Annotated in this window: 21 protein-coding genes; 8 read left to right on the forward strand and 13 right to left on the reverse strand. The window is 58.4% G+C overall.

The window, feature by feature from the left end; genetic code table 11:
- Positions 1 to 80: 80 nt before the first annotated feature.
- The 3 genes from IOD40_RS06285 to IOD40_RS06295 all read right to left on the reverse strand — a co-directional run bounded on the left by IOD40_RS06285 (position 81) and on the right by IOD40_RS06295 (position 4,770).
- Entirely contained in the window at positions 81 to 2,411 is a 2,331-nt protein-coding gene (locus IOD40_RS06285) for an LPS-assembly protein LptD (protein ID WP_198475477.1), read from the reverse strand.
- A gap of 77 nt (positions 2,412 to 2,488) precedes the next feature.
- Positions 2,489 to 3,571 carry an LPS export ABC transporter permease LptG gene (gene lptG / locus IOD40_RS06290; protein WP_198475479.1) on the reverse strand — a complete coding sequence of 361 codons (1,083 nt, stop codon included), beginning with the start codon at positions 3,569 to 3,571 and terminating at the stop codon, positions 2,489 to 2,491.
- Complete coding sequence (locus IOD40_RS06295; protein WP_198475481.1) at positions 3,568 to 4,770, reverse strand: LptF/LptG family permease; 1,203 nt, start codon at positions 4,768 to 4,770, stop codon at positions 3,568 to 3,570. Before IOD40_RS06295 ends, lptG begins: the two co-directional genes overlap by 4 nt.
- Positions 4,771 to 5,070: 300 nt before the next feature.
- On the opposite strand from IOD40_RS06295, the gene IOD40_RS06300 reads away from it, so the two are divergent.
- Positions 5,071 to 6,564 (forward strand): leucyl aminopeptidase, encoded by a 1,494-nt coding sequence (locus tag IOD40_RS06300; protein ID WP_198475483.1) that lies wholly within the window; start codon positions 5,071 to 5,073, stop codon positions 6,562 to 6,564.
- Positions 6,565 to 6,577: 13 nt separating this feature from the next.
- Positions 6,578 to 7,027 (forward strand): DNA polymerase III subunit chi, encoded by a 450-nt coding sequence (locus IOD40_RS06305; RefSeq protein WP_198475485.1) that lies wholly within the window; start codon positions 6,578 to 6,580, stop codon positions 7,025 to 7,027.
- A gap of 25 nt (positions 7,028 to 7,052) precedes the next feature.
- Here IOD40_RS06305 and IOD40_RS06310 read toward each other — a convergent pair whose 3' ends face one another.
- The 3 genes from IOD40_RS06310 to IOD40_RS06320 form a co-directional block, all read right to left on the reverse strand.
- Positions 7,053 to 8,939, reverse strand: a complete 1,887-nt coding sequence (locus IOD40_RS06310; protein ID WP_198475487.1) for an ABC-F family ATP-binding cassette domain-containing protein — start codon at positions 8,937 to 8,939, stop codon at positions 7,053 to 7,055.
- 70 nt (positions 8,940 to 9,009) lie between these two features.
- Complete coding sequence (locus IOD40_RS20295; protein ID WP_198475489.1) at positions 9,010 to 9,795, reverse strand: hypothetical protein; 786 nt, start codon at positions 9,793 to 9,795, stop codon at positions 9,010 to 9,012.
- A 161-nt stretch (positions 9,796 to 9,956) separates the two neighbouring features.
- Complete coding sequence (locus tag IOD40_RS06320) at positions 9,957 to 10,424, reverse strand: MarR family winged helix-turn-helix transcriptional regulator (RefSeq protein WP_198475491.1); 468 nt, start codon at positions 10,422 to 10,424, stop codon at positions 9,957 to 9,959.
- Positions 10,425 to 10,512: 88 nt separating this feature from the next.
- Between IOD40_RS06320 and IOD40_RS06325 the strand changes: the two genes are divergently transcribed.
- Together IOD40_RS06325 and IOD40_RS06330 are read left to right on the forward strand one after the other, a co-directional pair.
- Positions 10,513 to 11,595: a WD40/YVTN/BNR-like repeat-containing protein gene (locus IOD40_RS06325; protein WP_198475493.1), complete on the forward strand. Its 1,083-nt coding sequence runs from the start codon at positions 10,513 to 10,515 to the stop codon at positions 11,593 to 11,595.
- Positions 11,595 to 11,861 (forward strand): MoaD/ThiS family protein, encoded by a 267-nt coding sequence (locus IOD40_RS06330; RefSeq protein WP_198475495.1) that lies wholly within the window; start codon positions 11,595 to 11,597, stop codon positions 11,859 to 11,861. The genes IOD40_RS06325 and IOD40_RS06330 overlap by 1 nt, the downstream gene beginning before the upstream one ends.
- 2 nt (positions 11,862 to 11,863) lie before the next feature.
- On the opposite strand, the gene IOD40_RS06335 is transcribed toward IOD40_RS06330, so the two are convergent.
- Entirely contained in the window at positions 11,864 to 12,376 is a 513-nt protein-coding gene (locus IOD40_RS06335) for a DinB family protein (protein ID WP_198475497.1), read from the reverse strand.
- A 117-nt stretch (positions 12,377 to 12,493) separates the two neighbouring features.
- On the opposite strand from IOD40_RS06335, the gene ndk reads away from it, so the two are divergent.
- Positions 12,494 to 12,916: a nucleoside-diphosphate kinase gene (gene ndk / locus IOD40_RS06340; RefSeq protein ID WP_198475499.1), complete on the forward strand. Its 423-nt coding sequence runs from the start codon at positions 12,494 to 12,496 to the stop codon at positions 12,914 to 12,916.
- 89 nt (positions 12,917 to 13,005) lie between these two features.
- Here the strand turns inward: ndk and IOD40_RS06345 are convergent, their stop codons facing one another.
- The 4 genes from IOD40_RS06345 to uvrC form a co-directional block, all read right to left on the reverse strand.
- Positions 13,006 to 13,476 carry a molybdenum cofactor biosynthesis protein MoaE gene (locus IOD40_RS06345; protein WP_198475501.1) on the reverse strand — a complete coding sequence of 157 codons (471 nt, stop codon included), beginning with the start codon at positions 13,474 to 13,476 and terminating at the stop codon, positions 13,006 to 13,008.
- Position 13,477: 1 nt separating this feature from the next.
- The gene (moaD, locus tag IOD40_RS06350) at positions 13,478 to 13,732 is read right to left on the reverse strand and encodes a molybdopterin converting factor subunit 1 (protein WP_198475503.1); all 255 of its coding nucleotides are present in this window, start codon (positions 13,730 to 13,732) and stop codon (positions 13,478 to 13,480) included.
- Position 13,733: 1 nt separating this feature from the next.
- On the reverse strand, positions 13,734 to 14,315 hold the full coding sequence (gene pgsA / locus IOD40_RS06355) for a CDP-diacylglycerol--glycerol-3-phosphate 3-phosphatidyltransferase (RefSeq protein WP_198475505.1): 582 nt from the start codon (positions 14,313 to 14,315) through the stop codon (positions 13,734 to 13,736).
- Positions 14,316 to 14,411: 96 nt separating this feature from the next.
- Positions 14,412 to 16,394, reverse strand: a complete 1,983-nt coding sequence (gene uvrC, locus IOD40_RS06360) for an excinuclease ABC subunit UvrC (protein WP_407649108.1) — start codon at positions 16,392 to 16,394, stop codon at positions 14,412 to 14,414.
- Between the two features lie 181 nt (positions 16,395 to 16,575).
- Here uvrC and IOD40_RS06365 point away from each other — a divergent pair, with 181 nt between their 5' ends.
- From IOD40_RS06365 to IOD40_RS06375, 3 genes are all read left to right on the forward strand, one after another.
- Positions 16,576 to 17,343: an SDR family NAD(P)-dependent oxidoreductase gene (locus IOD40_RS06365; RefSeq protein ID WP_198475509.1), complete on the forward strand. Its 768-nt coding sequence runs from the start codon at positions 16,576 to 16,578 to the stop codon at positions 17,341 to 17,343.
- Positions 17,340 to 17,705, forward strand: coding sequence for a dihydroneopterin aldolase (locus IOD40_RS06370; protein ID WP_198475511.1), 366 nt, complete (start codon positions 17,340 to 17,342; stop codon positions 17,703 to 17,705). The genes IOD40_RS06365 and IOD40_RS06370 overlap by 4 nt, the downstream gene beginning before the upstream one ends.
- A 214-nt stretch (positions 17,706 to 17,919) precedes the next feature.
- Complete coding sequence (locus tag IOD40_RS06375) at positions 17,920 to 18,579, forward strand: outer membrane protein (protein WP_198475513.1); 660 nt, start codon at positions 17,920 to 17,922, stop codon at positions 18,577 to 18,579.
- 58 nt (positions 18,580 to 18,637) lie between these two features.
- Here the strand turns inward: IOD40_RS06375 and IOD40_RS06380 are convergent, their stop codons facing one another.
- Complete coding sequence (locus tag IOD40_RS06380; protein ID WP_198475515.1) at positions 18,638 to 19,237, reverse strand: glutathione S-transferase family protein; 600 nt, start codon at positions 19,235 to 19,237, stop codon at positions 18,638 to 18,640.
- A gap of 34 nt (positions 19,238 to 19,271) precedes the next feature.
- Positions 19,272 to 19,928, reverse strand: coding sequence for a ribonuclease T2 family protein (locus tag IOD40_RS06385; RefSeq protein WP_198475517.1), 657 nt, complete (start codon positions 19,926 to 19,928; stop codon positions 19,272 to 19,274).
- Positions 19,929 to 19,935 lie beyond the last annotated feature (7 nt).

The following is a 19,935-nucleotide window of genomic DNA, read 5'->3' on the forward strand; positions in this document are numbered from 1 at the left end:
TTAGTCTCCTGTGGTGCCAGACGCGGAGGATTTTCATCCCTGACGGCTATGTGCGGCAAAAGCGTGACGTACCGTACGGGTCAGTTCTGGCTTATTCCCGTCGATGTCGCAAAATCGCCCAGAGTACGCAAGGAAATTTGGAAGCCTACCGTCCGTCGCTTGTCGCTGGTGTTCTCTCTGTTCACATGCTCTGCAGCGGTGAAGGCGTATGAGAAGCATTCGTCGTCATAGGCGAAGCCAATGGCTTTGCTGACCATCACCTCATTGGACACATCGTAGGTGCCGCTGCCGAATACGCGCCAGTTTTCATGGACACGCACCGAGGCCGAGCCGCGAATCTCATGCCGATCGTCAGCGAAGCCGTAGTCGGGCTGCTTTTCGATGAATGAGTAAACAGCCGAGACGGAGACAGGGGTCGAGGTATATCCAGCGGTTAGGTCCGTACGGCGGACCTCGAAGGTGTCTTCATCAAGACGAGCACCAACGCTGGCATTGAAGCCGACGGGACTGACGACGCCGAGCGAGGCGACATAGTCGGAACGGTCAGACTCCAAACCGGACGCGGCGCCGACATTCACGAAGTCTGCGGATGCGTAAGGATTTCTTCCAGCGAGATGGAACGATTGACCGACGAGACCGTGTGCAGACCAGCCATTCGCGAAATTGCCCGAATAGCGGAGCCCCAAATTAGCGCGCACGCCGCCTTCAACGCGATCATATCCGGAGAATTTGTCACGCTCGAACAAATTTGAAGCGTCAAACACCATGCTCTGGGCGTCTTCGTTCGGAATTCCAAGACGTGACGCATGCTGTTCGTTCGGACGTGCGAAGATCTGGGCCATCGGCTCAAGCACGTGCGTGGAGCTGGTGGTCGAGAACAAGACTGGCCAGCGCGCTTCAAGACCTGCCGTCGCCATCGTGCGATAGTAGGCCGAGCGCACGTCGGACGCGACGCCTAGCTCGCCAATCCTTGCTAGTGAATCACCCTGAAAATCGACGCCAATTGCATCGCCGCGCGCATGCAGCAATGGCGTAAGCATCAGTCCGCCTTGCGTCACGAATGAACGCTTCCACTCGGCTTCGGCGGTGACGCGGCCTGACCAGCCCTCGATGCCGGCAAGGCGTCCGTAGGTTGCGCCTTCTGCTGGTGTCGCAAAGTCGGAAAGCCGCCGGTAAAGGCTCTGAGTATTGATGTCGATCGACAATTCGCCGCCGGCAATGCTCTGATCCGGAATGTAGGAATAGTCGAATGAGGGGAATACCCATGGCTGACGAGCGTCGCGTGCGTCGGGGTTGGGGACGCCGTTCTCGCGATCGAAGTTTGCTTCCTGCTCCTGGACGTCAAACTTGTAGCCGCGCAGGTCGAAGTAATTGCGGCCGTTGAGCCCCGTCAGATAGACTTGGTTGGTCCGGCTATGCTGATGATAACCGTCGATGCCGTAGCGATAGGCGAAGTTCTTGTCAGTTTGCGCCAGGACATCCCAGCCAACAACCCACCGAGAATTGAGCTGGAACGTACCCGTCGAGCCGATCATCGCGCGGGTGGTCTCGTTGTCGGAGCTCAGGTTCGCCGGAATCGACTTGTAGAACTCCTCAGGGCTCCGCTGGCGAATACCCGCGACGGTGATGGAGTACTCGCCATTATCGAACTTCTGGCGCCATTCGGCACTCGCCATGAAACCCTGCTTGGAATACCAGGCTGGTTTGAACGTGACGTCAGCTGTCGGCGATACAGCCCAATAATAAGGAACTTCTACGCCTGAGCCCAATCTGCTGCCGGATTTGAAACGCGGAAACAGGAAGCCAGACTTCTGCTTGACAGTGGGGTCTGCGATCTCAAAGGCGGGCAAGAACGCCAGCGGCATGCCGAACATTTCGAACCGAGATTTCTCGAACCGAACCGTCTTCGTCTTACCGTTCCAAATGATCTTCTGCGCCTTGATGCGCCAGATCGGTGGCTGATCCGGCTTTTCCTCGCAAGGCTCGCATGCCGTGTAAACGCCACGGGTGAAGGTCGTGATATTGCCTTCTCGTCGATCGGCGTTTTCTGCTGCGAAATAGGTGTTGTCCGCCGTCTGCACGCGGAGCGCATTGACGAAGCCATCGCGGAAGTCATCCGTGATGTCGATTTCGTCGGAATAAAGCTTGGTGCCATCCGGAGAGACGATCTCAACCTGGCCACTGGCAATCAAGCGCGCGGTTCGCTGATTGTACGCTACCCGCTGCGCAACGAGCCGGTAGCCGTCATAGTCGATCTGCACGCCGCCTACGGCAGTGACCGTCGCCTGGTCGTTGTCATAGACGATGGTGTCAGCCTCGAGCAGCATCTCGCCATTTGTCGAGACGCCTGCCGCTTCGGCCAGATCAATGGATTGAGCAAAAGACGATTCGGTGAAGGGCACGTACGCCATGATGCATACGAGCGCGGTCGCTCCCCATAGGTGCAACCTTCGAGCCGACCTGCGGTTCGCCGCCAGCGCGCCCCTCACTAGCCGTCCTCCCTGTACAAGAGAAAAGTCACCCCAAAAAAACCTGCAACTATGACCGGAAACCAAGCAGCAGCCAAGGGCGGCACGAATCCGGCGCTTCCAAACGCTTGTACCAAAACAGAAACGACATAAAGCAGAAAGCCGGCGAGGACGCCACCCAGAATTATGGTGGCGGACTGTCCCATCCGCGCAAATCTCATGGAAACGGTAGCTGCAATGAGAGTCATGGTTACCAGTAGCGCAGGAAGAGCTGCGAGTGAGTGGAAATGCATCGCAAACGCATCGGCCGATAGACCAAAAGTGCGTGCCGCGGCGATTTTTCTAGGCAGTTCGTAGAAGGGGATCGTTTCCGGATTCGCAAGGCGCTCAAGAACGAACTCAGGCGTCAGGTTCGATGGGACCTGAATCGTATCAATGCGTTCTGGCAGGCCACCCTCGCCATAGCGGGTGGCGTTCCTCAGTTCCCAATGTCCGTCGCGCAGATACGCAACTTCAGCATCGATACGTTCGGAGATGCCTCCATCCTCACCAATACGCAGGAACGTCGCGCCTCGCAGCTCCAGGCCGAGATTGAGAACGGATTGTGATCCGATGATCGTCTCGCCTTCACTCGTCCGCTGTTTGATCCAGGGGGTATCGGGCATCGCAGTCGGCTGGGTGCCGCGCAAGCCAGCCTCGATGCTTTCGCTCTTTTCCACGCCGTAAGCGGCGAGAGGATTGAGGAGCGCTAGAGTCAGGACGCCGCTGAAAAACGCGGCAAGGCCGATCGGGAACAGGAATTGCCATGCCGATATGCCTGCCGAACGGGCGACCACGAGTTCATAGCGGCGGTTCAATGACACGAGCGTCACGATGCCCGCGATCAGGCAGATGAAGGGAACGGCCTGCTGCATGATCATCGGCGTCTGCAGGCCCGCAAATGCCAGCGCATGGGACGCGCTATAATCAGGTAAACCGCCCGCGCGCCCGGCGAACTCGGTGAAGCTGATGATGAAGACCAGTGCCGCCACCCCCGCGAAGAACCAGAAGGTGATCGATAGGTAGCGCATGAAGAAATAGCGGCCGAGGGTGAAGCCGATCATGACCGACCTCCGGAAGGCGGCGTCCCGCCATCAGCTGTCGCCAGACGACGTGTCAGAAGACGGCGCTGCCAGCGGCTCCATAAATTGGCGATTCGTTCCGTCACAGTTGTTGGCAACTCCATGACGCGGTTGGTCACGATGAAGTAAATCGCCACCGCCGAAGCAAGCAATGGCACCGCGTAGATCCCGAAGGTGAGCGAGGGGTCCTTTGATATCCGATTTTCAAAGTAGAAGCCGCCCCATCTGATGGCCATTGCGATGGTCATGGTGGTCAGCAGGGGATGAATTCGGGACTCTCGGAAAGATCGGGAGTCGCCTGCTACTGCAAGGCCAATCAATGCGAAAACCATCGGATAAAGCCACTCGGTCATGCGACGATGCAATTCGGCGCTGAAGGAGAGGGGGCGCGACTGGAAGTAACTGTCATTGGGATCGGGTGAGAACAGGTAGGCAAGCGGCCGATCCTTGGGTGACAAGGTAGGTTCAGCGCTCCCTGTCTTGAACTGGGAAAGGTCGAATGCGTATGATTTGTAACGGATGACGGAGACGCCGTCGGCTGTCTTGCGGTGAACAACACCGTCCTGCATCACCAGAACCTGCTCTTCGCCAAGCTCGACCATCATGCCGTTCTTGGCGTAGTAGATCAGTTCGACGCTGTCCTCGCGGGCATCTGCAACGAAGATGCCGCCCAGCATGCCGCCCGGCAGACGTTCTCCAATCTGGATATGCAGTCCGTCGTCGATCTTTTGGAAAGAGCCTTCCTGAATGATCGTTGAGATCAGATCAGCGCGCGCCTCGGCCACCAGATAACGGATACGCTCGCGCGCAGAGGGAACGATGCCATTCTGAATGGCGAACGATGCCAAACACGCGAAGATTGCCAGCAGCAGCATCGGCCGCATCACGGTGATACGGGGGCTGCCAGCTGCGCTGATCACGATCAGTTCAGAATCGGTATTCATCGTCGTCAGCGTCTGCGCGACAGCAATTCCTACCGCGAAGGGGAGGACGATCGGAACCACGGAAGGCAGCACGAGAGCGGCAAGCTCAAGGAACGTCGCAGCCGATTGTCCGCTGGTCGTGACGATGTTGAGGCGTGCAAGAATCTGCGTGGTCCACACGATCGCCAGAACCCAGACGAGGGTTGCGGCAAAGATCGCGACGGCGCGGCGTAATATGTAGAACTCGACGACTTTCATGCGTCGCGATAATCCAGTTCATGCTGGCGGAAACACGGCAAGCAGCGGGCATATTGCATGTTCCCGCGCATGTGCGTTCCGACCTTGAAAGACGCCCGACACCCAGTACCTCGCCAAGGTGATAGACTTTGGCGAATAAATTGCCAACAAACAAGGTTAACGGAACAGTCCGCGCTGTTTGCATTCACAGGCTTGAGCCGGGCTTGCCAAACGTGTTCAAAAGGCGACTATCGCCGCAGCCCGTCGCCTTTGCGAGTTCGGGAACTGCTAGCCAGATCATGTGTCCAGACAGGAATTCTCATGTCCATCCGACCGACAATCTCGTTTTCAAAGACCTCAACACCGAAGCAGGGCAGCGTCATCGTGCTCGCAACGGATGGCGCAAAGCTTTCCGAGGCGGCCAAGGCAGCGGATCCATCCGGCGTTCTGGGACGCGCAATCGAGGTCGCGGAGTTCACTGGCAAGCTAGCGGGCTCGGTTGAGGTTCTTGCACCACACGGCTTCGATCTTGACCGTGTTGCGGTGGTTGGTGTTGGAAAACTCGAAGAGCTCGACACCAAGGCATGGACGCGTATCGGCGGTGCAATCTACTCGGCTTCGAAGAAGGCCCAGGAAGTGTCGGTCATCGTTGATCTTGAGGGCGCGACCGTGAGCGCTGACGATGTCGCGGCACTGGCCCAAGGTATCCTGCTCGCCTCCTACACTTTTGAAAAATACAAGACCAAGAAGGACGAGGGCAAAGGCGACGCTGATAAGACGGCAGCCAACATCTCGATCCTTTGTGAAAACCCTGATGAAGCCAAGTCAGCATTTGTCGCCGCAGAAGCGGTTGCGGACGGCGTATTCCTTGCACGCGATCTGGTGAACGAACCCGCCAACATCCTCGGAACCGCAGAGTTCGCTGCAAAGGCCAAGGAACTCGAAGCTCTTGGTGTCGAGGTCGAGGTTCTTGGTCGCGATGAGATGGAAAGGCTCGGGATGGGAGCACTTCTGGGTGTCGCTCAGGGCTCCGTTCGTCCGCCACACCTCGTCGTCATGCAGTGGAAGGGCGGCAAGGAAGGCGAACAGCCTGTTGCGTTTGTCGGCAAGGGCGTCGTCTTTGACTCAGGCGGTATTTCGATCAAACCGGCTGGCGGCATGGAAGACATGAAGGGCGATATGGGCGGTGCCGCTGCGGTGACGGGCCTCATGCATGCGCTCGCGGCGCGAAAGGCTGCAGCGAATGTGGTTGGCATCATCGGCCTCGTCGAGAACATGGTCGACGGGAACGCACAGCGTCCGGGCGACATCGTCACGTCCATGTCAGGCCAGACGATCGAGGTTTTGAACACGGATGCGGAAGGTCGGCTGGTGCTGGCGGATGCGCTCCACTACTGCAACGATCGCTTCAAGCCGCGCTTCATGGTGAACCTTGCGACTTTGACCGGGGCAATCATTGTTGCGCTGGGCAACGAGCATGCTGGCCTATTCTCGAATGACGACGATCTGGCATCTCAGATCACTTCGGCAGGTCTCCTGACCTCCGAGCGCGTCTGGCGCATGCCGCTCGATCCCGCCTATGACAAGCTGATCGATTCGAAGAACGCGGATATGAAGAATATCGGTGGCCGTAACGGCGGCTCCATCACTGCCGCTCAGTTTTTGAAGCGTTTCGTTGGCGAAACGCCATGGGCGCATCTCGATATTGCCGGCACCGCGATGGGCTCGCCAGAGTCGGAGATCAATCGCTCGTGGGGTTCCGGCTACGGCGTCCGCCTCCTGGATCGCCTGGTCCGCGACCACTACGAAGGCTGAGACGTATTCCATCATGACAGAAGTGCTTTTCTACCATCTGACTGAGTCAACGCTGGAGGAGGCGCTTCCCGCACTGCTGGAAAAAAGTCTGGAACGAGGCTGGCGGGCGGTGGTGCAACTGGGCACCACCGAGCGCCGCGATTCACTCGACCAGCATCTTTGGACCTATCGCGAGGATTCCTTCCTCGCGCATGGGGCAGAACATGACCGTCACCCGGAACGTCAGCCGGTACTTCTGACGACTGGACCGATAAACCCGAACGCGGCGCAGATCAGGTTCATCGCCGATGGCGCAGAGCCGCCGGATTTAGGTGCCTATGCTCGCGCGGTGTTCATGTTTGACGGGCACGACGCGTTTCAGCTGCAGCAGGCACGCGAGCACTGGAAAATGATGAAGGCCGCGGGACATCAGGTGACCTATTGGCAGCAAGGCCCCGATCGGCGCTGGCAGAAGAAGGCTTGAGTCGCGAAATCCGGGGCGGAACCGCCTAGTCTGCGGCCATACCTTCCTCATATTCAGTCGACAGTTCCAGCCACTTCTCCTCCTGCTCTTCAAGGGCGTTGGACAAGTCCGAACGCTCCTTGGCTAGTTGCGTCGCCTTGGCCGGACTCTTCTCATAGAGGGCGGGATCGGCGAGCTGCAATTCGATGGCCTCGATGCGCTTGCGGGCCTTTTCCATCAAGGTCTCGGTAGCCTTGATCTTCTTCGCGATCGGTTCAAGCGCCGCGCGTCGGGCAGCTGCTTCACGCCGCTTGTCAGCCTTGGAGTTGCTCTTGTCGGCTTCCTTCTTGTCACGCTTGTCGCTTGAGCCGCTGCCGGTAACCAGCTGACGGTATTCTGAAAGGTCGCCGTCATATGGGGTTACAGTGCCGTCGCGGACGACCCAGAGGCGATCTGCGGTGGCCTCGATCAAGTGTCGATCGTGGCTGATCAGAATCACAGCACCGGGAAATTCGTTCAGCGCGACCATCAAGGCTTCGCGGCTGTCAATGTCGAGGTGGTTGGTCGGCTCGTCGAGGATGAAAAGGTTTGGACCATCGAAAGTCGCAAGGCCCATGAGCAGGCGTGCCTTCTCGCCACCGGAGAGGTCCTTGGCCTTGGTGTCCATCTTTTCCGTCGTCAGGCCCATCTGGGCAACGCGGGCGCGGACCTTGGCTTCCGGCGCGTCGACCATGAGGCGTCGAACATGTTCGACGGGCGTTTCCTCCGGACGCAGATCATCCATCTGATGTTGCGCGAACATGGAGACCTTGAGGCCAGGAGCGATGGTCATGCCTCCGGTCTCCAGAGACAAGCGGCCGGCAATCAGCTTGGCGAATGTCGACTTGCCGTTGCCGTTTGCGCCCAAGAGGGCGATGCGGTCATCTTCATCGATCCGAAGCGTCAGGTTCTTGAGGATCGGCTTGCCGGGCTGGTACCCAACAGTACCCGCCTGCATCGTCATGATCGGCGATGCGACGGTCTTTTCAGGCTCGGGGAAGGAGAATGGCTTTACGCTGTCCTCTATTGCGGCCGAGATCGGCTTCAATCGTTCGAGTGCCTTGAGGCGGGATTGAGCCTGCCTTGCTTTGGAAGCTTTGGCACGGAATCGCTCGACGAAGCTTTCCATGTGTTTGCGGTGCGCTTCCTGCTTCACGCGCGCCTTTTCTAAATGTTCAAGCTGCTCCGAGCGCTGGCGTTCGAACTGATCATAACCTCCACGCCAGAATGTCAGTTTCTTCTGGTCGAGGTGGACGATGTTGTTGACGGCCTTGTTGAGGAGGTCGCGATCGTGACTGATCAGGAGAACCGTGTGCGGATAGCGGGCGACGTAGCTCTCCAGCCACATCGTGCCTTCAAGGTCGAGGTAGTTGGTTGGCTCGTCCAGAAGCAAGAGATCGGGCTCGGAGAACAGAACCGCTGCCAGCGCGACGCGCATGCGCCAGCCACCGGAAAACGACGAGGCGGGGCGCTTCTGCGCCTCGGCATCGAAGCCGAGGCCCGCAAGGATCGTTGCGGCGCGGGCTTCTGCCGAATGCGCGTCAATATCTGCGAGTCTGGTCTGGATCTCCGCGATCCGATTTGGGTCGCTTGCAGTGTCCGCTTCGGCCAGCAAGGCAAGCCGTTCGGTATCTGCCTTGAGTACGATCTCGATGAGCGGCTCTTCAGTTCCAGGTGCTTCCTGAGCCACCTGACCGATACGCGTGTGCTTGGGAAAGCTGATCGAGCCGCTCTCCGTCGCCATTTCGCCGGTGATCGCTTTGAACAGCGTGGTTTTGCCAGTTCCATTGCGACCAACGAGGCCGGCCTTGGTGCCTGCAGGAAGGGTCAAGGAAGCGTGATCGAGAAGGAGCCGGCCTGCGATCCGCAGCGAGATGTCGTCGATGATGAGCATGGTGCCGCTTTATTGACTGAGCGGCCTTGGGAACGCAAGACGGGCGCGGCTTAAACCGCGCCCGGCCTCATCATCGGGAAGCCTTCCAGATCATTTGACAAAGTGACACTAGGCCTTTGTCGTAGGTGTGCTGGTTGGCCAATACGTCGCCGCACCTGCGACGGTGCTGGACGAGTTCAGCGTCACCCAGGCCTGCAATGGCATCCGGTGCAACGGGATTTCCGGGCGCTGGCATACCACCGACGGGCGGCGATCCTGCGCTAGGTGGAGGAACGCTTCCGCCCCCTGTTCCGGGTGTGCTGCCGCCTGTGCCGGGCGCACCTGGAGTCGCGCCTCCACCCGATCCGCCTATCCCCAGACCAACATCGACATCAATGCCGCTTCCGCCTCCCACATTGGCTCCAACAGCTGCATTGATACCGTCGGATCCGCCGACCCCGAGATCGACGCCTGCGTTGATCCCGCTGCCGCCACCAACATCGGCGTCTACCGCTGCGTTAATTCCGTTTGCGCCGCCGATGCCGACATTGGCGTCGGCGTTAATTCCTGATCCGCCACCGATTGAGGCGTCGGCATCAGCGTTGATACCACCACTGCCTCCTACGGATGCATTGGCAGCAGCGTCGATCCCGCTTCCGCCGCCCACATTAGCTCCGACGTCGGCGTTCACGCCGTTGCTTCCGCCGACATTCGCGTTGACGTCGGCGCTCAGGCCATCACTGAGCCCGACGCTCACGTCCGCGCTGACGCCTCCTATATCCACTCCGACGTCCAACGCTCTCGTCGGTGAGGAGAGGGCGATGAGAATGGCGCTGCTGGCAAGCAGGCGCGTTGCGATAGGCAGAAGATTGGTCATGGCATGGCTCCCTTGCTGTTGCTTGGTCGTCTAGCCGGCCCTCAACCCGGTCAATAATTACGCTGCGGAAGCTGGAAGGTTGCATTGGAAACGCGCGCTGGTTGTGCAACCATGAATTGACTTGGCACAATTTGCGTCAAATGCGGTCGGATGCCTGTTTCTCAACTGAGCGTCTTCAGAACCGTGCGCAACTGTTCAGGCACTGTTCCTGACGGCAGCTGCCCTTCGATGAGATTGTGTGTCGCGGTCCAGATCGGCATGGCCTGAGTGAGGAGGGTTCTGCCTGCGTCAGTGATCTCAAGTCTGCGGCCTCGCTTGTCTCGTGGGTCCGGCTTGATTTCGACCAGCTCACGCCGCTCAAGCGGCTTCAGCATTGCAGTCAGTGAGGTTCGATCCATTGCGAGCAACTGGCTGACATCGCGCATGAGGGGAGCTTCGGGTCTGTTAAGCGACATGAGCAACGAAAACTGTCCATTGGTCAGTCCAACGGGGCGGAGCGCTGTGTCGAACTGGCGAGCAATGGCACGAGCGGCGCGCTGAAGATGCAGGCACAGGCACGTATCCCGTACAACGGGTGTCACCTGAAATGGCAGGAGAGACGGCTCGGAGTGATCTTCGTGTTTTGACATGAATTCATTAGGTTGATACCAAAGTAAATGTCCAGAGCTTGAGGCTATAGATCATCATCAACCCTACCAATCCGCATGGGAGGACCAGATGGCGGACCAGGTACTCGTCTTGATCGGCACCAAGAAGGGTGTCTTCATCGCGGAAAGTGACGAAGGACGGCGCAAGTGGCGCCTGCGGGGGCCATATTGCGAAACCTGGCCGATGCAGCATGTCATCGCGGATGAAAGGTCTGGCACGATTTACGGTGCTGGCGGAAACGAATGGTTTGGTCCTGCTGTCTGGAAGTCCGACGATCTCGGACATAGCTGGACCCATTCCAGCGCCGGGCTCGCCTACAAAGAAGGGGAAGAGCCGGTGAAGTCAGTCTGGAGCCTCGCAGTCCGCAACGGCTCAGTCTACGCGGGCGTGGAGCCTGCTGGATTGTTCGAGAGCGACGACCGGGGTGAAAACTGGCAGCATGTGGACGGGCTTCGCGATCACCCGACCCGCCCGGAATGGAACCCCGGCGGTGCCGGGTTGATCCTGCACTCTCTTGTGCCTGATCCGACTGACGAGAAGCGGATCTGGGTAGGGATCTCTTCCGCAGGTGTTTTTTACACAGACGATGGCGGCGTGACATGGGAGCCTCGCAACAAGGGCACCCGCGCCGATTACATGCCTGAAGATCAGCGCTACCCGGAATTCGGTCAGTGTGTGCACTGCCTCGTCCAGGCTCCTGGCGGCGGCGATCTGCTTTACCAGCAGAACCATTGCGGCATGTACCGCTCGGAGGATGGCGGCAAGTCCTGGGTCAGCATAGAAGAAGGCCTGCCGTCATCGTTCGGGTTCCCCGCCGCGGTGCATCCGCGGGACCGTGACACGCTTTTCTTGCTGCCCCTGAATGGCGATATTTACGGCCGCTTTGTTCCAGACGCCAAAGCCGCAGTTTGGCGCACACGCGATGGCGGCCGAACCTGGGAAGATATGAGATCGGGTCTCCCACAGGAAAATGCGTTCTTCGGCGTCTTGAGGCAGGCTATGGCAACGGATCGTCTGGATCCGTCCGGCGTCTATTTCGGCACTTCAGGTGGAACTCTCTTTTCTTCGGCTGACGAGGGAGACAACTGGGACTGCATTGCTGAGCACTTGCCGTCGATATCCTCAATCGAAACACTGGTCGTCACGCGCTGATGCGAGTTACCGTCAAGCTATCGCCCCTCCTGGTTGATCTATTCCCTGGATCAACCAGGCATGTCGGTATGGAAGCCGCGACGGTCAGTGATGCCATCGATGAGCTTGAGAGGTGCTGGCCAGGGATGCGGGACCGGATCTGCGACACCCGACCCTCTATCCGCAAGCACATGAACGTCTTTGTCGATGGGGAACGTTCGGCACTGTCGACAACCCTGCGGGAGGGGGCCGAAGTCTTCATTATCACCGCGATCAGCGGCGGATAGCCTCAGGCAAACGCGCGGCCGCCTTCGGTGCGCTGGAAGTGAATCAAGTCCAGAACAGGGCCTTCGCGGCCGAGCGTGGTGAGTATGGTGTGTGCCTGTCCGCGATGGTGCGTCTGGTGGTTGAAGAAGTGTGACAGGGCGGGTGAGAGCCTTTGCGAGACCATGCGCATGTCCGTGACCGTCAGGTACGTAAAGCGGCCAGCGAAGGCCGATTCTGGGAGTGAATCTATCCACTCCACGATCCGCTCGTCTTCAGCGATGCGTGCAGCAGTCAGCGACGGCAGGTCGGAATGCAGGATCGCATTGAGCTCACTGGGGGCGGATCCCTGACCGGTAAACCGCTTCATCCAGATGCGGTCAGCGACCAGTATGTGATTGAGTGTTCCGATCATTGAGCGGAAGAACGCTCCAGTATCACGGTTGAGCTCTTCTACCGTGAGCCCCGAGGCAGCTTCATAGACACACGCGTTCGCCCAGCGGTTATAGGCTGCGAACATCCGAAAATGTTGCCTCATCGACTTTGTCATCCCTCAATGGTGCGGCGCTTGGCTCTCTTCGCGCCTCTTCACAACATCGCGCGCCGCCTGTATAGACCCGCAACCGTTTCAACCAAAGATACCGAAGGACGAGCAATGGCGATCGAACGCACTTTTTCGATGATCAAGCCCGACGCAACCCGGCGCAACCTGACCGGCGCGATCACCAAGATGCTGGAAGACGCAGGCCTGCGCGTGATTGCTTCCAAGCGCGTTTGGATGAGCCGCCGCCAGGCTGAAGGCTTCTACGCTGTTCACAAGGGCCGTCCTTTCTTCGACGAACTGGTAGAGTTCATGTCGTCAGCTCCGACCATCGTTCAGGTTCTGGAAGGCGAGAACGCAATCGCCAAGAACCGCGAAGTCATGGGTGCAACCAACCCGGAAAACGCAGACGAAGGCACCATCCGCAAGGTCCACGCTCTGTCGATCGGCGAGAACTCAGTCCACGGTTCGGATGCTCCGGAGACCGCTGCTGAGGAGATCCGCTACTGGTTCTCCGAGACCGAAATCGTCGGCTGAATCAAAGTTTAAGGCGGTGCCCGTAAGGCACTGTCGTTAAAGATGAAAAAGGCCAGTGTTCTGCACCGGCCTTTTTCATTTGCGGGAGTTTATCGGCTCCACCGTGCCCGGGCCTCATCGTCCATTTCCTTGGCATCGACCCATGCGCCGGGTTCTCCGTTTGCGTGATGCTCTCGCTTCCAGAACGGTGCTTCGGTTTTCAGGAAATCCATCACGAAAGAAGCTGCCTCGAATGCGGCTTGTCGATGGCTGGACGCGGCAGCCACCAGGACGATATTGTCGCCGGGCCGCATCAATCCGTAGCGGTGAATGGCGAGCAAGCCAGTGAGCGGCCAGCGCTGTACAGCTTCCGCCGCGATCCTTGATATCTCCGCTTCTGCCATGCCCGGATAGTGCTCAAGCTCCAGTGCGGAAAGAGCACCGCCTTCATCGCGGCACAAGCCGGTAAAGGTCACGATGGCCCCGACGTCGGTACGGCCCTCGGTGAGCTTGGCCACTTCAGCCGATACGTCGAAATCCTCGGTCTGAACACGCACTGTCGGCGTCACCGGCTCTGCCAATTTAGCCTCCGGTCATAGGTGGGAAGAGGGCGATCTCTCGCGCTCCAGCCACCGGTTCGTCATGATCTGCGTGTTCCTGGTTGATGGCAACCCGGATCGTTTGGGGGTGCTGGAGTGCGTTGGCGTAGCCCTCATCTCGCTCCTTGAGCCAGTTGAGCAGATCGCCAACGGAGATCACCTCGTCGGGAAGGACAATATCTTCCTCTGCCTTCCCGATGCGTTCGCGGACCCAGGCGAAATATCTGACCTTGACCATCTCAATCCTCGAAATGCTTCATCCCGGCTCGGAAATAATCGTAGCCGGTGTAGAGCGTCACGATCGCTGACACCCACAAGAGTATGATGCCGACGTCGGTGGTGTAGGCAAAGATCTTGTCTCCAGCCGGGCCAGCCAGGAGGAAGCCGATAGCAACCAGCTGCAGGGTCGTTTTCCACTTCGCCAACTGCGTCACGGGCACCGAAACCTTCAAGGCCGCCAAATACTCGCGAAGCCCGGAGACCAGGATTTCGCGGCAGAGAATGATGATGGCGGCCCAGAGTGTCCATTTGTCGATGGTGCGGTCATAGGCGAGGAGCAGCAGTACTGCCGATACCAGCAGCTTGTCGGCGATAGGATCCAGCATCCGGCCGATATTGGAAGTCTGCTTCCAGATCCGCGCGATGTATCCGTCGAAGTAGTCGGTTATGCTGGCCGCGACGAACAGCCAGAACGCGGCCCAACGCCACCAGTCGGTCGGCCTCAGCCGGCCCTCGAGATAGAAGCACAGCACAATCGCCGGAACCGCGAGAATACGGGCGTAGGTGAGTATGTTGGGCAGATTGAATGCGCGTTTGGACATGGCTTTCCGCTAATATTCTTTCATCTAGTAATCAGGAGGTACGGCCTGTGGTCAACCTCACCTGGGCGCGGCAAGAAGCCCGAACTCCGTCGCGCATCAATTATGCTCGTGGAAATGACCATAAATGAGCTTGGCGACCCGTTCGGATATCCCGTCCACTGTCATCAAATCCTCGACAGCTGCACGGCTGACAGCCTTTGCGGTTCCAAAGTGATGTAGCAGGGCGCGCTTGCGTGCCGGTCCGATGCCGGCAATTTCATCGAGTGGGTTCTTCACCATCTCCTTCTTTCGCCGTGCCCGATGTGAACCGATTGCAAATCTGTGTGCCTCATCGCGGAGCCGCTGAATGAAGTAGAGTACCGGATCTCGTAGCGGCAGCATGAAAGGTTCGTGTCCTTCCATGAAAAAGCGTTCGCGGCCCGCGTCACGGTCGACACCCTTTGCAATGCCAATCGCGCGGACCTGATCCTGAATGCCCAGTTCAGTCAGAATCGTACGAACGGCACTCATCTGACCGGCGCCGCCGTCGATCAGAATCAGGTCCGGCCACGCTGGAAAAGCGTCTATCTCTGGCTCATCATCTGCGGGTGGCTGTTCTGGTGCTTCCGGCTTGGCATGTTCCTTGATGAGGCGGGAGAAGCGCCGCTGCATGACCTCGCGCATCATGCCGAAATCGTCGCCGGGCTTTGTTTCCGGCGATTTGATGTTGAACTTCCGGTACTGGTTCTTCACGAAGCCTTCAGGCCCAGCCACGATCATCGCCCCCACGGCGTTGGTGCCCATGATGTGTGAGTTGTCGTAGACTTCGATGCGTCGGGGCGCACGCTCGAGGCCAAACGTGTCAGCCAGGCCTTGCAGCAAACGTGCCTGTGAGGATGTCTCGGCCAGACGGCGTCCCAGCGCCTGTCTCGCATTCTGGAGGGCGTGATCGGTAAGGTCCTTTTTCTCTCCGCGCTGGGGTACCGAGATGGTGATGCGTCGTCCTGCCCGGGTCGTCAGGGCTTCCTCAAGAAGTTCCTGCTCGTCGACCTTGTGTGAAAGAAGGATCGACCGCGGCGTAGGCTTGTCGTCGTAAAACTGGGCCAGGAACGCGCTAAGAACTTCTGCGGGTTCAAGAAGCGGGTCTGCCTTCGGGAAATAGGTCCGGTTGCCCCAGTTCTGACCGGTCCGAAAGAAGAAGACCTCGATACAGTTCTGGCCGCCTTCATGGTGGATCGCGAAGACGTCAGCTTCATCAACGGACTGAGGATTGATCCCCTGGTGGCTCTGGACGTGGCTGAGCGCGGCGAGGCGATCACGATAGATCGCTGCACGTTCAAAATCGAGATCGTCTGATGCGCGCTGCATTGCCTCCGCAATTTCGGTCTTCACCTTGCCCGAGCGCCCGGAGAGGAACGCTTTGCCCTCGGCAACGAGTTCACCATATTCCTGATAGGAGACCTCGCCCGTGCAGGGGCCTGAGCAGCGCTTGATCTGAAAAAGCAGACAGGGGCGGGTTCGGTTCTCGAAAAACGAATCGGTACAGGAGCGCAATAGGAAGGCGCGCTGCAGCGCGTTGATGGTGCGATCAACTGCTCCGGCGGAAGCGAAGGGGCCGTAATAGTCACCCTTCCGGCTGCGCGCGCCGCGGTGCTTGAAAATGCCCGGCGCGGGATGATCGCCGGTGATGAGAATGTACGGGAACGATTTGTCATCCCGCATCAAAACATTAAACCGCGGGCGCAACCTCTTGATGAGATTCGCTTCAAGCAGAAGCGCTTCCATCTCGGTTCGGGTTACGACGAACGCCATGCCACAGGTCTCGCGCACCATCCGGCCGATGCGGTTGGTGTGGTAGCGTCCCTGCGCATAGCTGGTGACACGCTTCTTCAGGCTGCGGGCTTTTCCGACATAAAGCACGTCCCCGTTGGCGTCGATCATCCGATAGACGCCCGGAGAATTGGGTAGGCGCTTCACCAAAGCCTGGATCAGCTCGGGTCCCTTGAGACCTTGATGGTCGCCGACAAGTTCGTCCCAATCCACGGCTGCTGCCGGGACTGATGAAGCCTCATCCAGCAGCTCTTCCTCGGCATCATCCATGCCGGGAGTGGTGGGGGCGTCCAGACGATCTAAGTGGCGGTTCATAAATACGGCTCATACCAGATGAAGCTGTCCCGATATGGGCATGCATCCTTATATAGGGTAGTTTGTCCGGCATAGCGTCAGTACGAACATAGCTCAATTGCGTCCCTGTTTCTCAAGGACCTCAGCGGAGATCTATTTGTCAGCGAAAGGTGAAGTCCGACCGATCTGCCTGGTCACGGGGGCGGCCCGGAGGCTGGGAGCTGCCATAGTTCGCCATCTGGCAGGCACCTTCGATGTCGCGATCCACTTCAATCATTCGGAAGCGGAAGCCAAGGCCGTCGCCTGCGAACTAGAACACAAGGGCGCACGCGTAGGATTGTTCCAGGCCGATCTTGCAGATGCGGATTCCGCGGCAGGACTTGTGCGAAATGTTTACGAGCAAATGGGGCCAATTTCGCTCCTCGTAAACAGCGCTTCGTCATTCAGATATGATTCTCCTTCGGAATTTGATGCTGGCGAGATGAGGGATCTGCTTTCGGTCAATCTGGTCGCGCCGATGGTGATTGCGCGTGAGTTCGCGAAGGTTGCGAGCGAAAAAGCTGTCCTCATCAACATGCTCGACAATAAGGTGTTTGCGCCCAATCCTGACTTTTTCAGCTATAGCCTCGCCAAATTCGCCCTGAAAGGTGCCACGGATATGTTGGCGATGCATTTTCGCAACCGGCTCCGGGTTGCCGGTATCGCGCCGGGTGTAACGCTGATCAGTGGTGATCAAACGGAAGAGAACTTCCGAAAAAGCTGGCAGCACAGTCTCACCGGCACGGGGGCCACTCCGGAAGAGATCGCCAGCACGGTCGAATTCATCTGGAAGACCACATCCATCAACGGTGAGATCATCGTCCTTGACGGTGGTCAGCATCTGATGTCGCTCGAGCGCGATGTTGCATTCGTGGTGAAGGAATGATCGTAACCAGCACGACCGTCAGCGTCCGAAACTTGGAGATCCATCTCTCGATCGGGGTACATGAGTTCGAGAAAAAGGCTCCCCAGCGATTGCTGGTCAGTGTGGATCTGGAGGTGGACCTTGACCGCAGGCGCGCCGCTGATGACATCGACACGGCCGTAGATTACGACGCTGTTTGCGACTTCATCCGCAGCCTCCAAAATGATCCGCACGTAGAATTGCAAGAGACGGTGGCCCAGCGCGTCCTTGCTTTTGCGCTCACTCTTCCTGGCGTGGCTGCTGCGACAGTGGCAACACAAAAGCCCGACGTATTCGATGATTGCGACTTCGTCGGCGTATCTATTTCCGCGAAGAAAAGCTGACGCCCGCGCCAAAACTGTTGCTGAATCGCAACGTCCCATTCCTGCCTCAATCCAGCCAGCTAATGACCCTAATTCAGGTCAGGTTACGCCGCATTCGGGCATCAGATAGGGAGATGCAGACGCAAACGGCCGCATACCTCCCACGCGGTCGGGGACGGCTCTGCGAAGGGGGAAGCGCAAGAGTAAGCCTTCCTTGCGGCAAAGGAGTAACGATATGAAGACCAATTCGAGATTCGCTCTCGCCTCAGTAGCCGGCTTTGCAGCCCTTGTTGCTGTCCCGGCTTTTGCGGCAGACGTTGTTTACCAGGAGCCGGTAGCACCTGCTCCTGTGTTCGAACCAGCTCCGGTTGCGACCTGGGCCGGCGGATATGCCGGTGTGCACCTTGGTTACGGCTTCAGCGGCAGCGTTGATACCCCGGGCAACGACATCGAGACCGACGGTTTCCTTGGCGGTGCGTTCGGCGGTTACAACTTCCAGAACGGCCAGTTCGTGTACGGTCTTGAAGGTGACATCAACTACAACGACGCTGATGGCTCCAACGGCGGCATCGAAGCTCGTTCGCGTTATGACGGCTCGATCCGCGCTCGTGCCGGTATGGCTGTGACCGACGACGTTCTCGTTTACGGTACGTTCGGTGGTGCTGCAGAAAAGCTGCGCCTGACCGACACCGCAACCGGTGAGCGTGATTCCAGCACCATGCTCGGCTACACGGTCGGCGGCGGTGTTGACGCTCGTCTGACCGAGCAGGTCTTCGCCCGCGGCGAATACCGCTACACCGACTACGGTTCTGAAGATTTCAATCTTGGTGGCACCACCACCGAGTACGACTCCAGCAACCACCGCGTGACGCTCGGCGTGGGCTTCAAGTTCTGAGTTTAATGAACCCCGCCTAGCCAAAAGGCCCGGAGCGATCCGGGCCTTTTTCTTTTGCTTATCTGGGAAGGAGTTCGATGAGTTCCGTGAACTTCTCGTCGAAACGCTTTGCCCACCGTGTCAGCTTCGGACGACCCCGACGCCAATTGCTGTCGTTGAACCTCAAGTCCAGGTAGCCAATCGCCGCGCGTAACGCGATCTGACCGCCATCGGTCTTGTTGGTTACGCGTGGTGGATTTTCATTCAGATAGTCGAGCGCGCGGTTGACCTTTTTCCACTGCTTGTCCAGCCAGGGCTGATGCACAATTTCAGCAGGACGGAAGCGTCGCTCGTAGACGTGCGCCAGCAAGCAATCGCAGATCCCATCGGCGAGGGCCTCAAGACGCTCCGCCTCAAGCCTCTTTTCGGCATTGCGCGGAAACAGGGCGTTGCCCGATTTGCGGTTCAAATATTGGGTGATTGCTCGGCTGTCGAAAACATTGACGCCGTCATCGGTCACCAGTGTCGGAATTTTCCCAAGCGGATTGGCATTGATCAACTCTTCAGGCTCGGCGCTGGTGTCGACAATCCGTGCCTCGGCTTCAAGTTTGCACCAGAGCGCAGCCATCCGCACTTTCGCGCTGTAGGGCGATGACGGGCTGTAATAGATTATGGGCATTGGTTCCTCCCTGACCGCAGCTCACGGTGCGGCTTTAGCCACCTGAAGCAGGCAGGGTTGCGCGTGGCATCTTGCATCCCTTGCTGTCAATCTCTGCGCAGGAGCGAAATTCAAGTGATTTCGTCATGCAGATACGCACTTCGCTGATCATGCGGTTCTGGCAGGTAACCGCGATACCGTTCGCTGGAATGGACGGATTGGCGCGACGGAACACACTTTCAACTTCGGCCGGAGAGGTGGTCACAGCGCGCGCGGTATCCTCGAAAGCATCGGGAATATCAATCCTGTCCCAAGCAGCACGAACGAGTGAGAAATAATCTTCCTGGCTCAGGCCCGAGCAGGAGCCGTGCTTTCGCCATTGATGGCCGACAAGCCCTCCCGATGGCATGATGTCGGCCATTTCCCGTACCAGGTCGTTCGGCACGCGAGAGGGCTCCCGGCTCTGACAGAATTCTGGCCAGCCTTTTTCGAATTGCGGCCAAAGGCCATGGACGATGAAGTCGAAGTTCCGTCGACCACCGCATTGCTGGCGGTTGGCTCGATCGCCTTCAATCTCGCAATGCGTTGGCGACCACGAGAGTGAGAGAACGAAGAAGTCAAAGCCTTCGCCCTGGGGCAGACTGCCGGCCGTATCAGGTTGGCAGGCGCTCAGAAGAAGTCCAAGCGCCAGCGTTGCAATGCGTCGTGACATGAAAGCT

Source organism: Aquamicrobium zhengzhouense, from assembly GCF_016124105.1.
Classification (GTDB): Bacteria; Pseudomonadota; Alphaproteobacteria; order Rhizobiales; family Rhizobiaceae; genus Aerobium; species Aerobium zhengzhouense.

Bases quoted from the DNA above. Each gene is read 5' to 3' on its own strand.
- IOD40_RS06285 (WP_198475477.1), bottom strand. From the start codon at position 2,411: ATGGCGTACGTGCCCTTCACCGAATCGTCTTTTGCTCAATCCATTGAT.
- lptG (WP_198475479.1), bottom strand. From the start codon at position 3,571: ATGATCGGCTTCACCCTCGGCCGCTATTTCTTCATGCGCTACCTATCG.
- IOD40_RS06295 (WP_198475481.1), bottom strand. From the start codon at position 4,770: ATGAAAGTCGTCGAGTTCTACATATTACGCCGCGCCGTCGCGATCTTT.
- IOD40_RS06300 (WP_198475483.1), top strand. From the start codon at position 5,071: ATGTCCATCCGACCGACAATCTCGTTTTCAAAGACCTCAACACCGAAG.
- IOD40_RS06305 (WP_198475485.1), top strand. From the start codon at position 6,578: ATGACAGAAGTGCTTTTCTACCATCTGACTGAGTCAACGCTGGAGGAG.
- IOD40_RS06310 (WP_198475487.1), bottom strand. From the start codon at position 8,939: ATGCTCATCATCGACGACATCTCGCTGCGGATCGCAGGCCGGCTCCTT.
- IOD40_RS20295 (WP_198475489.1), bottom strand. From the start codon at position 9,795: ATGACCAATCTTCTGCCTATCGCAACGCGCCTGCTTGCCAGCAGCGCC.
- IOD40_RS06320 (WP_198475491.1), bottom strand. From the start codon at position 10,424: ATGTCAAAACACGAAGATCACTCCGAGCCGTCTCTCCTGCCATTTCAG.
- IOD40_RS06325 (WP_198475493.1), top strand. From the start codon at position 10,513: ATGGCGGACCAGGTACTCGTCTTGATCGGCACCAAGAAGGGTGTCTTC.
- IOD40_RS06330 (WP_198475495.1), top strand. From the start codon at position 11,595: ATGCGAGTTACCGTCAAGCTATCGCCCCTCCTGGTTGATCTATTCCCT.
- IOD40_RS06335 (WP_198475497.1), bottom strand. From the start codon at position 12,376: ATGAGGCAACATTTTCGGATGTTCGCAGCCTATAACCGCTGGGCGAAC.
- ndk (WP_198475499.1), top strand. From the start codon at position 12,494: ATGGCGATCGAACGCACTTTTTCGATGATCAAGCCCGACGCAACCCGG.
- moaD (WP_198475503.1), bottom strand. From the start codon at position 13,732: ATGGTCAAGGTCAGATATTTCGCCTGGGTCCGCGAACGCATCGGGAAG.
- pgsA (WP_198475505.1), bottom strand. From the start codon at position 14,315: ATGTCCAAACGCGCATTCAATCTGCCCAACATACTCACCTACGCCCGT.
- uvrC (WP_407649108.1), bottom strand. From the start codon at position 16,394: ATGGATGATGCCGAGGAAGAGCTGCTGGATGAGGCTTCATCAGTCCCG.
- IOD40_RS06370 (WP_198475511.1), top strand. From the start codon at position 17,340: ATGATCGTAACCAGCACGACCGTCAGCGTCCGAAACTTGGAGATCCAT.
- IOD40_RS06375 (WP_198475513.1), top strand. From the start codon at position 17,920: ATGAAGACCAATTCGAGATTCGCTCTCGCCTCAGTAGCCGGCTTTGCA.
- IOD40_RS06380 (WP_198475515.1), bottom strand. From the start codon at position 19,237: ATGCCCATAATCTATTACAGCCCGTCATCGCCCTACAGCGCGAAAGTG.
- IOD40_RS06385 (WP_198475517.1), bottom strand. From the start codon at position 19,928: ATGTCACGACGCATTGCAACGCTGGCGCTTGGACTTCTTCTGAGCGCC.